The sequence below is a fragment of the Winogradskyella ouciana genome, assembly GCF_009709615.1.
Classification (GTDB): Bacteria; Bacteroidota; Bacteroidia; order Flavobacteriales; family Flavobacteriaceae; genus Winogradskyella; species Winogradskyella ouciana.
Genome location: NZ_WJYA01000072.1, coordinates 1 through 278 on the forward strand (window position 1 = coordinate 1; position 278 = coordinate 278).

The window sequence follows — 278 nt, forward strand, 5'->3', positions numbered from 1 at the left end:
GTATGACTTTGTTTATTTCATTGATACGTTAGTTTACTTATTCATTTTAATATTTAAAACAAAATGGTTAGACACAAAAGCATTTAGTAAGAAATTTGTTCCTGTCGTAATGGCGGCTTCAGTAGCATTATTCTTCTTAAACTTAGCTTTTGCTGAAACTGACAGACCAGAATTATTAACACGTACATTTGACCATAAATATTTAGTGAAATATTTAGGACCTTATAACTTTACAGTATACGATGGTGTTAAAACTATCGAAAATAATCAACAAAAAG

1 pseudogene is annotated in these 278 nt (G+C 28.4%); it reads left to right on the forward strand.

What is annotated here, in order from left to right:
• Positions 1-278, forward strand: a pseudogene (locus tag F1003_RS18615) (hypothetical protein); the annotation flags it as partial.